The sequence below is a fragment of the Kitasatospora arboriphila genome (assembly GCF_039528095.1).
Lineage (GTDB): Bacteria > Actinomycetota > Actinomycetes > Streptomycetales > Streptomycetaceae > Kitasatospora > Kitasatospora arboriphila.
The window spans coordinates 41,787-52,263 of record NZ_BAAALD010000056.1 but is presented as its reverse complement, the minus strand read 5'-3'; the positions used below and the strand labels follow the sequence as shown (position 1 = coordinate 52,263).

The 10,477-nt window shown below is 74.0% G+C and carries 10 protein-coding genes; 7 read left to right on the top strand and 3 right to left on the bottom strand.

The genetic code is table 11. The features are described from left to right. Nucleotides 1-25 precede the first annotated feature (25 nt). The 7 genes from ABD353_RS40520 to ABD353_RS25620 all read left to right on the top strand — a co-directional run bounded on the left by ABD353_RS40520 (nucleotide 26) and on the right by ABD353_RS25620 (nucleotide 6,120). Nucleotides 26-256 carry a putative leader peptide gene (locus tag ABD353_RS40520; protein WP_425555248.1) on the top strand — a complete coding sequence of 77 codons (231 nt, stop codon included), beginning with the start codon at nucleotides 26-28 and terminating at the stop codon, nucleotides 254-256. A gap of 260 nt (nucleotides 257-516) precedes the next feature. Further along, nucleotides 517-1,566, top strand: a complete 1,050-nt coding sequence (locus tag ABD353_RS25645) for an ABC transporter substrate-binding protein (RefSeq protein ID WP_344626027.1) — start codon at nucleotides 517-519, stop codon at nucleotides 1,564-1,566. A gap of 3 nt (nucleotides 1,567-1,569) precedes the next feature. Then, nucleotides 1,570-2,376: an ABC transporter ATP-binding protein gene (locus ABD353_RS25640; RefSeq protein ID WP_344626026.1), complete on the top strand. Its 807-nt coding sequence runs from the start codon at nucleotides 1,570-1,572 to the stop codon at nucleotides 2,374-2,376. After that, nucleotides 2,373-3,272, top strand: coding sequence for an ABC transporter permease (locus ABD353_RS25635; RefSeq protein ID WP_344626025.1), 900 nt, complete (start codon nucleotides 2,373-2,375; stop codon nucleotides 3,270-3,272). The genes ABD353_RS25640 and ABD353_RS25635 overlap by 4 nt, the downstream gene beginning before the upstream one ends. Before the next feature lie 3 nt (nucleotides 3,273-3,275). Beyond that, complete coding sequence (locus ABD353_RS25630) at nucleotides 3,276-4,862, top strand: FAD-binding protein (protein ID WP_344626024.1); 1,587 nt, start codon at nucleotides 3,276-3,278, stop codon at nucleotides 4,860-4,862. Then, nucleotides 4,859-5,197, top strand: a complete 339-nt coding sequence (locus tag ABD353_RS25625; RefSeq protein ID WP_344626023.1) for a 4Fe-4S dicluster domain-containing protein — start codon at nucleotides 4,859-4,861, stop codon at nucleotides 5,195-5,197. Before ABD353_RS25630 ends, ABD353_RS25625 begins: the two co-directional genes overlap by 4 nt. 35 nt (nucleotides 5,198-5,232) lie before the next feature. Next, entirely contained in the window at nucleotides 5,233-6,120 is an 888-nt protein-coding gene (locus ABD353_RS25620) for a TauD/TfdA dioxygenase family protein (protein ID WP_344626022.1), read from the top strand. A 69-nt stretch (nucleotides 6,121-6,189) separates the two neighbouring features. On the opposite strand, the gene ABD353_RS25615 is transcribed toward ABD353_RS25620, so the two are convergent. The 3 genes from ABD353_RS25615 to ABD353_RS25605 all read right to left on the bottom strand — a co-directional run bounded on the left by ABD353_RS25615 (nucleotide 6,190) and on the right by ABD353_RS25605 (nucleotide 10,114). Then, nucleotides 6,190-7,029, bottom strand: coding sequence for a patatin-like phospholipase family protein (locus tag ABD353_RS25615; RefSeq protein WP_344626021.1), 840 nt, complete (start codon nucleotides 7,027-7,029; stop codon nucleotides 6,190-6,192). Between the two features lie 381 nt (nucleotides 7,030-7,410). After that, nucleotides 7,411-8,742 carry an LLM class flavin-dependent oxidoreductase gene (locus tag ABD353_RS25610; protein ID WP_344626020.1) on the bottom strand — a complete coding sequence of 444 codons (1,332 nt, stop codon included), beginning with the start codon at nucleotides 8,740-8,742 and terminating at the stop codon, nucleotides 7,411-7,413. Nucleotides 8,743-8,911: 169 nt separating this feature from the next. Further along, entirely contained in the window at nucleotides 8,912-10,114 is a 1,203-nt protein-coding gene (locus ABD353_RS25605; RefSeq protein ID WP_344626019.1) for an ROK family transcriptional regulator, read from the bottom strand. Nucleotides 10,115-10,477 lie beyond the last annotated feature (363 nt).

Genomic DNA, 10,477 nt, shown 5'->3' with positions numbered 1-10,477 from the left:
CGCCGCGCCCGGTGCACAGAACGCGATGCCTTGGCTTCTCGCATTTCCGGACCCATTCCGGACCCATTCCGGACCCGACTCCCCGGCCCGCGTGTGTCGGCGGTACGACAGGTTTCTTGCAGGGCTGGAACATTCGTTGACCCGGGAACGGGCCGGCTGGAACGCTGAGAGCGTGAGCCAAGCCGAGAGCCTCGTCGGGCGCCTGCACGTCGATCTGCGACGTCATGCCAGCGCCATCTGTGCCGCCTGCCGTTGACGGGCAGGCCCGCCACCGCGCCATGACGGCGCGCCGCCTCGCCGGCCTCACCTGAGCCCCCTGCCGCACTCCGGCGTACCCGGGCTCCGCTCTCCGACCGTTCCTCGGGCCTTCCGGCCGATGGCGGTCGTTCATCTCGCACTCCCTGTGCCACCGCTCTCCCGTGACGGGTTCCTCCGTGCTGTCCGGCTGCCGCCGACGTCGTGGTGTTCGCGTCCCGGGGGAGGGGTGTGCCGCCCTTCCCGCAAAGGACCTCCGCCATGCCCGCCACCTCCCGTCGCCAGTTCCTCGCGCTCGCCGCCGTGGGGGTCGCCGCCGCTGCCTGCGGCCGGGCCACCGCCTCCGCCGGCTCCGGATCCGAGACGAAGAAGCTCAGATACCAGGGCTGGGCGGGGCAGGTGACCCTGCCCGAACTCGCCGAGGACCTCGGCTACTTCGGTGACGTGAAGCTCGAATGGGTCGGTAACACCATCAGCGGCCCGCAGGACATCCAGTCCGCGGCGACCGGCCAGATCGACTTCGGCGGCGCCTTCAACGGCGCGGTCGTGAAGCTGATCGCAGCCGGTGCCCCGGTGAAGGCCGTGATCAGCTACTACGGCGTCGACGAGGCCGCGTACAACGGCTTCTACGTGCTGCAGGACAGCCCGATCCGTTCCGCCCGCGACCTGCTCGGCAAGAAGGTCGGGATGAACACCCTGGGTGCGCACAGCGAGGCCATCCTCGACATCTACCTGCAGCGCAACGGGCTCTCGCCGGCGGAGATCGCCAAGGTCGAGCCGATCGTGGTGCCGCCGGTCAACACCGACCAGTCGGTACGGCAGAAGCAGATCGAGGTCGGGGTGCTGGGCGGCGTGCTGCGGGACAAGGCGCTGGCCGCGGGCGGCATCCGGCCGCTGTTCAGCGACTACGACCTGCTCGGCAAGTTCAGCGCGGGGACGTACGTCATCACCAACCGCTTCCTGAAGCAGAACCCGACCACCGCGCGGACCTTCGTCACCGGTGTGGCCAAGGCGATCGAGTGGACCAGGACCACGCCGCGGGAGGAGGTCATCGCCCGCAGCGTCGAGATCGTGAAGAAGCGCGGCCGCAACGAGGACACCGCGGCCCTGAAGTACTGGAAGTCCGCGGGCGTGGCGGAGACCGGCGGTCGGATCACCGACGACGAGTTCAAGATCTGGATCGACTGGCTGGTCGAGCACGGCGACATCAAGGCCGGCCAGGTGAAGCCCGCCGACCTCTACACCAACGAGTTCAACGGCTACCCCGCGGCCGCGGCGACGGCCGCGAGCCCCTCCCCGAGCAGGAGTTGAGCGATGAGCGCCGACATCTCCTTCCGTTCCGTCAGCAAGGTGTTCCAGGTCCGCGGCGGGGGCGACTTCACCGCCGTGGACCGGGTGGACCTCGACATCGCCGCCGGTGAGTTCGCCGTGCTCGTGGGGCCGAGCGGTTGCGGCAAGTCCACCCTGCTCGACCTGCTGGGCGGGCTGACCGTGCCCACCTCCGGCGAGATCCTGCTGAACGGCCGCCCGGTGACCGGGCCCGGGCCCGACCGCTCCACCGTCTTCCAGCAGTACGCGCTGCTGCCCTGGCGCACGGCCCAGGGCAACGTCGAGTTCGGCCTGGAGTCGATCGGCGTGCCGAGACGCCAACGCGCCGCCCGGGCACGGGAGTACCTCGCGCTGGTGGGCCTCACCGGCTTCGAGGACCGGCACCCGCACGAGCTGTCCGGTGGCATGAAGCAGCGGGTGGCGATCGCCCGCAGCCTCGCCTACGACCCCGAAGTGCTGCTGATGGACGAGCCGTTCGCGGCGCTCGACGCCCAGACCCGCGAGTCGCTGCAGGACGAGCTGCGGCGGATCTGGCAGCAGACCGGGAAGACCGTCCTGTTCATCACCCACGGCATCGAGGAGGCGGTCTACCTCGGCGGTCGGGTGGCCGTGCTCACCTCCCGCCCGGGCCGGGTCAAGCAGGTCGTCCCGATCGACCTCGGCGACCGGAGCGCCGCCCAGGACCTGCGCTCCAGCCCGGAGTTCGCCCGCTACCGGCACGAGATCTGGAGCCTGCTGCACGACGAGGTCAGCCGCGCCCAGCAGTTGGAGAGAGAGGTCAGCGCCGCATGAGCACCGACGTCCGCCCGTCCGCCCCGCCCGTCCTCACCAAGCCCAAGCCCAACTCCGGGGCGCCGGCCGCCGAAGCCCCGGCCGTTCCGCCCCGGGAGGGTGCCCGTGCCGCGCGCCGCCGCTCCAGGCTGCCCCGTCTGCTGCTGGCCGGCCTCGGCAAGACCGTCGCGATCGCCGCACTGCTCGCCGTGTGGGAGGCCGCCCCGCGGCTGAACCTCGTCGACCCGACCTTCCTGCCGCCGTTCAGCCAGGTCGTCGACGCCTGGTTCGGCCTCCTGGACAGCGGCCAGCTCGCGACCAACACCCAGGCCAGTCTGACCCGATCGCTGAGCGGCTTCGGCCTCGCCGTCGCCCTCGGCGTGCCGCTCGGCCTGCTGATCGGCTGGTACCGGCCGGTCGCCAACCTGCTCAGCCCGGTGCTCGAACTCTTCCGCAACACCGCCGCGTTGGCGCTGCTGCCGGTGTTCGTGCTGATCCTCGGGATCGGGGAGACCTCCAAGATCTCCATCGTGCTCTACGCGTGCATCTGGCCCGTGCTGCTGAACACCATCAGCGCCGTCCGCACCGTCGACCCGACCCTGCTGAGGCTCGCCCGTTCACTGAACCTCTCGCCGTTCCGGCTGTTCCAGAAGGTGATCCTGCCGGCCTCCGTGCCGACCGTGTTCACCGGGATCAGGCTGGCCGGCGCGGTCTCCATCCTCGTCCTGGTCGCCGCCGAGATGGTCGGCGCCAAGGCCGGGCTCGGCTACCTGATCAACGCGTCGCAGTTCAACTTCGCCATCCCGCAGATGTACGCGGGCATCGTCACCATCTCCGTGATCGGCGTGCTCTTCAACCAGCTGCTGGTCGCCCTGGAGCGCCGCTTCACCGCCTGGCGCGCACCGGTGGGGGTCTGAGGGATGGGCGAGAGCCTCGAACTGACCGCGGACGTCCTGGTGGTGGGCGGCGGCCCGGCCGCCACCTGGGCCGCCCTCGACGCGGCCCGGGCCGGCGCCGACGTCGTCCTCGCCGACAAGGGCTACTGCGGCACCAGCGGCGCGACCGCCGCCGGCGGCACCGGAGTCTGGTACGTGCAGCCCGACCCGGCCGCCCGGGAGGCCGCCATGGCGAGCCGCGAGGGACTCGGCGGACACCTCGCCGACCGCGGCTGGATGGCCCGCGTCCTCGACCGCACCTACGCCAACATCAACGAACTGGCGGAGACCGGCGGATACCCCTTCCCGACGGCGCCCGACGGCCGCCAGCCGCGCAACGGACTGCAGGGCCCGGAGTACATGCGGCGGATGCGGATCAGGACCCGCCGAGCCGGGGTGCGCATCCTCGACCACAGCCCGGTCACCGAACTGCTCACCGCCGCCGACGGATCGGTCGCCGGCGCGGCCGGCCACCGGCGGCAGGCCGGGCACCCCTACCGGGTGCTGGCCGGCGCGGTCGTCCTCGCCACCGGCGGCTGCGCGTTCCTCAGCGGGGCCCTCGGCACCGACACCGACACCGGCGACGGCGCCCTCTACGCGGCCGAGGTCGGCGCCGAACTCTCCGGCATGGAGTTCTCCAACGCGTACGGCATCGCGCCCGAGCACACCTCCGTCACCAAGACCGCCTTCTACTCCTTCGCCACCTTCCACCGGGAGGACGGCAGCGTCCTGGAGGGCGCCGCCAGCCAGGGCGGCCGATCGGTCATCGCCCGCGAACTGCTCAACGCCAAGGTCTACTGCACCCTCGACCGGGCCGACCCGGCCGACCGGCAGGCGATGCGGCTCGCCCAGCCGAACTTCTTCCTCACCTTCGACCGGCTCGGCATCGACCCGTTCACCCAGCGGTTCGCGATCACCCTGCTCGCCGAGGGCACCGTCCGCGGCACCGGCGGCATCCGGATCGCGGACGCGGACTGCCGCACCACCGTGCCCGGCCTGTACGCGGCCGGCGACGCCGCCACCCGCGAGGAGATCTGCGGCGGCTTCACCGGCGGCGGCAGCCACAACGCGGCCTGGGCGATGTCCTCGGGCAGCTGGGCCGGTACCGGCGCCGCCCGGTACGCCCTCGGGCTCGGCCGCGCCGCCCGCACCCGGCCCGTGCGGGCCGCGGGCGGAGCCGGACTGCGGCCCACCGGCAGCGGCGGCGCCGACCACCGCGAGGTGACCGCCGCCGTCCAGGGCGAAGTCCTGCCGTACGACAAGAACTACCTGCGGCAGGGCGACACCCTCACCGGGTCGCTCCGGGTGCTCGACGACACCTGGCGGCTCCTGCGCGCCGGACTGCACGGCGAGGGCCGCGACGCGATCCGCACCCGGCAGGCCGCCGCGCTCGCCGCCAACGCCCGCTGGATGTACCGCTCGGCGCTCGCCCGCACCGAGAGCCGCGGCATGGCCCGCCGACTCGACTTCCCCGACCAGGACCCCGCCCAGCACCACCGGATCGCCACCGGCGGCCTGGACGAGGTCTGGACCCGCCCCGTGAAGGAGCCCGCCGTGAAGGAGCCCGTGTGATCGAACTCGTCTCCGCCGCCCGCTGCATCGCCTGCGACAAGTGCATCAGGGTCTGTCCCACCGACGTCTTCGACCGCGGCGCGGACGGCATCCCCGTGATCGCCCGGCAGGACGACTGCCAGACCTGCTTCCACTGCGAGGCCAACTGCCCCGTCGACGCCCTGTACGTCGACCCGCGCACCCGGCCGCAGCCCGTCCCGCACGACGAGGACGACCTCGCCGGCGCCGGACTGCTCGGCAGCTACCGGGCCCGGATCGGCTGGGGCCACGGCCGCACCCCCGGGGCGCTGCAGGCCATCGGCCCCGCCTTCGGGACCGCACCCATCACCTCCTGAAACTCCCGACCCGCACCACGAAGAGGAGCACACCCATGACCGCGTTCGAGCTCCACAAGGTCGGCGGCCGGATCGGCGCCGAGATCACCGGCATCGACCTCTCCCAGCCGCTCGACGGGCAGACCGTCACCGCACTCAACGACGCGCTGGTCGCCCACAAGGCGCTGTTCTTCCGCGGACAGCACCTCGACGACCAGGGCCAGACCCGCTTCGCCGGCTACTTCGGCCCGCTCACCACCGCCCACCCGACCGTGCCCTCGCTCGACGGACAGCCCAACGTCCTCGCCGTCGACAGCGAGGACGGCGGCCGGGCCAACCAGTGGCACACCGACGTCACCTTCGTCCGCACCCCGCCCAAGGCGTCCACGCTGCGCAGCCTCGTCGTCCCGCCCTACGGCGGCAACACCCTGATCGCCGACGCCCAGGCCGCCTACCGAGACCTCCCCGAGCAGCTGCGGGAGTTCGCGGACCGGCTCTGGGCCGTCCACACCAACGACTACGACTACGCGCAGGGCAAGGAGCTCGACGACGCCGAGGCCGAGCGCCGCGCCGTCTTCACCTCCCGCACCTACCGCACCGCCCACCCCGTGGTCCGGGTCCACCCCGAGTCCGGCGAACGCGGCCTGTTCATCGGCGGGTTCGCCGAACGCATCCTCGGCCTGCCCACCGGCGCCTCGCACGACCTGCTGCGCACCCTGCAGTCGTACGTCACCCGGCCCGAGAACGTGGTGCGCTGGCGCTGGTCGGTCGGCGACGTCGTGCTCTTCGACAACCGCTCCACCCAGCACTACGCCCCGGACGACTACGACGACCTGCCGCGCCGCCTGCACCGCGTCACCGTCGCCGGCGACGTGCCGGTCGGCGTCAGCGGCGAGCCCAGCTACATCGTCGAGGGCGACGACGCCGCGCACTACACCGGCTGAACCCGGCCACCGAGCGGCACCGCACCGGCCGCGCCGCCGGCGCACCGCCCGCGGCGCGGCCGGGCGCGTTCACCTCCCCCACACCTCCGCGACCTGCGCGGCGATCCGGCGGCCCTGCGCGAGGCCGGCCTCCGCGGCCGGCGTCCGCACCGCCGGGTCCAGCGGGTTCACGCCGAACGCGGCCGCGGACGCCTCGTCCGGGGTCACCGCCAGCACCGCCGCACCGCGCGCCTCCAACGCGGCGACCTGCGCGGTCAGCGCCTCGTCCGGCAGCGGCGCCAGCACCAGCACCCGGCCGCCCTCGGCCAGGTCGGCGTTGGCCGAGCTGCGGACACCGCCGTCCACGTACCGGGAGCCGTCCACCGAGACCGGCGGCCAGATCCCCGGGACGGCGCAGCTCGCCGCCACCGCATCGACCAGGCCCACCCCGGACTCCCGGTCGATCAGCACCTCCTCGGCCGTGCCGGCGTCCACCGCCACCAGGGTGAGCGGCCACGCCGGCCAGTCGTGCCGCGGCAGCCGCCCCTCGATCACCTCGCGGCGGGCCGGTTCGGACACCGTCTCCGCGGCCAGGGCCATCTCGCAGACCGACCGGCGCAGTTCCACCGGGTCGACGGTCTCCTCGACGAGCTTCCCCCAGACCGCGGTCAAGGTGGCGACCGTGGCCGGGTCGGGGGTCAACTCGGCGTTCTGCAAGGTGGGTTCGCTCTGCCGGTGGTAGAGCTCGGTGAGCGGCAGACCGCTCGCCAGCTGACCCGCCACGGTGGAACCCGCCGACGTGCCCACCACCTGGTCCGCCGTGCCGGCCACGGCGACACCCTCCGCCTCGAACCCGGCCAGCAACCCGGTCAGCCAGGCGATCCCCGCCAACCCGCCCCCGCCGAGCACCAATGACTTCCGGTCCGTCATCCCCGCCTCCTCGTCCGTGGGAGCGGGGCGTGGGTGCCGCGCTCCGAGAGTGCCAACGGGCCGGGGTGGGCGGGGTGTTCCTCGTTGGGGGCTGCTGCGCAGGGCTGGTGGGGTGGTGGGGTGGTGGGTGGAGAGCGGGGCGTGGGTGCCTCGCTCCGAGAGTGCCAACGGGCCGGGGTGGGCGGGGTGTTCCGTACCGGGAGCACGCTCTGTGCCGCGGGTGGTCACACCTCAGGGGCGCGGGGAACTGCGCAACCGGGACGCGGGTGTCATGACTGCACGGGCCGGGCCTGGTCCGTACGGTGAGCCGCATCCGAATTGCGCAGTTCCCCGCGCCCCTGGGTTCCTCCCCGCGCCGGGGGTGGGGGGTGGGGGGTGGGGTCAGGCCGCGGTGGACCAGCGGCCGGCGGGGCGGTGGAGGCCGTAGTGCTCGCGGAGGGTGCGGCCGGTGTAGCCCTCGCGGAAGAGGCCGCGCTTGCGGAGGATCGGCAGCACCTGCTCGACGAAGTCGGTGAGGCCGTCGGGGAGGATCGGCGGCATCACGTTGAAGCCGTCCGCGGCGCCCCGGGTGAACCAGGTCTCGATGTGGTCGGCGATCTGTTCGGGGGTGCCGACGGAGACCTGGTGGCCGCGGCCGCCGCCGAGTCGGCCGATCAGCTGCCGCAGGGTGAGTCCGTCGCGTTCGGCGAGGTCGCGGACGAGCTCGAAGCGGCTCTTGGCGCCGTTGATCTCGGTGACCGGCGGCAGCGGCGGCAGCGGGGCGTCGAGCGGGTGGTCGGTGAGGTCGACGCCGAGGACGCCGGAGAGGACGGAGACGGCGCGGGCGGGGCTGATCAGGGCGTCCAGTTCCTCGTCGAGGCGGCGGGCCTCGGCCTCGGTGGAGCCGATCACGGGCACCACGCCGGGCAGGATCTTCACCTGCTGCGGGTCGCGGCCCGCGGCGGCGGCCTGCCGCTTGAGGTCGGCGTAGAAGGACTGCCCCTCCTCCAGGGTCTGCTGCGCGGTGAACACGGCCTCCGCCCGGCGGGCGGCGAACGCGCGGCCGCTGCCGGAGGAGCCGGCCTGGACGAGCAGCGGGTGGCCCTGCGGGCTGCGCGGGATGTTCAGCGGCCCGCGGACGCGGAAGTGGGTGCCGGTGTGGTCGATCTCGTGGACCCGGTCGGGGTCGGCGAAGGCGCCGGTGGTGCGGTCGAGCAGGAGGGCGCCGTCCTCCCAGCTGTCCCAGAGCGCGGTGACGACGTCGAGGAACTCGTCGGCCCGTTCGTAGCGGAGGGCGTGCTCCTGGTTGGCGTCGCGTCCGAAGTTCTGGGCGGCGCGGTCGCCGGCCGAGGTGACGATGTTCCAGCCGGCCCGGCCGCGGCTGATGTGGTCGAGCGAGGCGAACTGCCGGGCGAGGTTGTAGGGCTCGGAGAAGCCGGTGGAGACGGTGCCGATGAGCCCGATCCGTTCGGTGACCACGGCGAGCGCGGTGAGCAGGGTGAACGGTTCGAAGTGGCTGATCAGGCCCCAGCCGCCGTCCGAGCGGGCCTCGACGCCGTCGGCGAGGAAGACGGAGTCGAAGGAGGCCGCCTCGGCCTGCCGGGCGAGGTCCTGGAAGTGGCCGATGTCGGCGGCCTGCGCCGGGTCGGTCCGGGGGTGGCGCCAGGCGGCCTCGTGATGGCCGACGCCCATGAGGAAGAGGTTGAAGTGCAGCTGGCGGTCGTTCTCGGGCATGGCGGAGGGCTCCGGCTCGGAGGAGGGGACGAGGGGTCCCTGCCATCCTCCGGGCGGCCCGGCGGGCGGACAACGATTCCTCGGCCCGGCGGAATTAATGCGGCGTTGACGGACCGTTCGCACTGGTCGGAGCGCTGGTGCGGGCCGGCCCGGCGCGGGGACCCGCAGGTCAGGACGCCCGGGCGGTGCGCAGCTCCATCGGCCGCCGGTACGCGCTGTCGAGGACTCCCGCGCAGGCGGCGACGGCCAGCAGGTCCAACCCGAAGGAGCCCGCGGCGACGAGCTGTCCGGGCTCGGGGCGGGCCCGGGCGAGCACCTGCTCGTGCAGGACGTCCGCGAGGTGCGGGGAGACGGCGAGTCCGGCCTCGCTGACCACCAGCACCTCCGGGTTGAGCACGTCGAGCAGCAGGGCCGCGGCGGGGGCGATCAGCCGCAGCCGCTCCTCGAAGAGTTCCAGGGCGTCGGGGCGGCCGGCGGCGGCACGGGTCAGCAGCAGGTCGAGGTCGGGCTGCGGGACGACGCCGAGCCGGTGCGCGCGGCGGACCAGGGCGCGGTCGGAGACGGTGGCCTGGAGGCAGCCGGTGCGGCCGCAGGGGCAGGGTTCGGTGGAGCCGGGCACCGGCAGGTGACCGATGTCACCGGCCCGGGAGCGCCTGCCCTGCAGGACGCCCCCGCCGGTGGCGATGGCGGCGTCGACGACGTTGCCGACGAAGAGCTGCACGAGGTCGGTGGCCTCGCGGCCGGCGCCGAAGAGGAGTTCGGCCCGGGCGAGGGCGCGGGCGTGGCCGTCGACGTGGACGGGCAGCCGGGTGACTCCGGCGAGGTGGTCGCGGACGGGCACGTCGTGCCAGCCGAGCGGGGCGTGCTCGACGACGACGCCGCGTTCGGAGTCGACCCAGCCGCCGGTGACGACGCCGACGCCGAGCAGCGAGCGTCCGGCGGTGCGGCGGGCGGTGAAGGAGGGCAGGTGGGTGCGGATCGTGCGCAGGACGGCGGTGGCGTCGCCGTGCCGGGGGAGCCGTTCGTGGGCGACGACGCGGCCGCGCAGGTCGAGCAGGGCGAAGGTGATCCACGGGACGCCGATGTGGACGCCGCAGGCGAGGTGGTGGCGGGTGTCGATGTCGAGCGGCAGCCGGGGCCGGCCGGCCCGCGGCGGGCCGTCGGCCGGGGGCAGTTCGCGCAGCAGGCCGAGGGCGGCGAGGTCGGTGGTGTGCCGGGAGACGGCGGCGGCGCTGAGGCCGGTGGCCCGGCCGAGGGCGGGGCGGGTCAGCGCGCCGCGCACCAGGACGGCGCGCAGCACCGCCCCGGCGCCGCCGCCCTCGGTGGACTGGGGGGCTCGGCCGAACGCGGGGGAGGCGACCAGGGAGAGCATGCGGTCGATGGTCGCAGCGGGGTGTTGCACGGGCGTGGCGGCGGCGTGAAGCGGTGGCGGGTCCGGTGGCCGGCCGCAGCACGAGAGGCTGCACCGCCGCGGCAGCGGGCGCACGCGGGCGGCGTACGGCCGGCCGGACGCGCCGGCGGGGTCGGGGCGGCGGGTCACACCGGCCGGCCGCGGACCGGGCGGCCGCCGCCCAGGTGTTCAGCCGGTTCCTGCGCCACCTGGCGTACCTGGAACTCGCGCCGACCACCGCGCCGCTGCCCGAGATGCAGTGGTTCCCGCCGACCCGGGCGGCGGTGGCCTGATGCGCGCCGACCTGCTCACCGACCCGGGCGACGGCCTCGTGGAGGCGCTCGC

Excerpts from the sequence above, each read along its gene's own strand:
- ABD353_RS40520 (WP_425555248.1), top strand. The coding sequence starts at position 26 with ATGCCTTGGCTTCTCGCATTTCCGGACCCATTCCGGACCCATTCCGGA.
- ABD353_RS25645 (WP_344626027.1), top strand. The coding sequence starts at position 517 with ATGCCCGCCACCTCCCGTCGCCAGTTCCTCGCGCTCGCCGCCGTGGGG.
- ABD353_RS25640 (WP_344626026.1), top strand. The coding sequence starts at position 1,570 with ATGAGCGCCGACATCTCCTTCCGTTCCGTCAGCAAGGTGTTCCAGGTC.
- ABD353_RS25635 (WP_344626025.1), top strand. The coding sequence starts at position 2,373 with ATGAGCACCGACGTCCGCCCGTCCGCCCCGCCCGTCCTCACCAAGCCC.
- ABD353_RS25630 (WP_344626024.1), top strand. The coding sequence starts at position 3,276 with ATGGGCGAGAGCCTCGAACTGACCGCGGACGTCCTGGTGGTGGGCGGC.
- ABD353_RS25620 (WP_344626022.1), top strand. The coding sequence starts at position 5,233 with ATGACCGCGTTCGAGCTCCACAAGGTCGGCGGCCGGATCGGCGCCGAG.
- ABD353_RS25615 (WP_344626021.1), bottom strand. The coding sequence starts at position 7,029 with ATGACGGACCGGAAGTCATTGGTGCTCGGCGGGGGCGGGTTGGCGGGG.
- ABD353_RS25610 (WP_344626020.1), bottom strand. The coding sequence starts at position 8,742 with ATGCCCGAGAACGACCGCCAGCTGCACTTCAACCTCTTCCTCATGGGC.
- ABD353_RS25605 (WP_344626019.1), bottom strand. The coding sequence starts at position 10,114 with ATGCTCTCCCTGGTCGCCTCCCCCGCGTTCGGCCGAGCCCCCCAGTCC.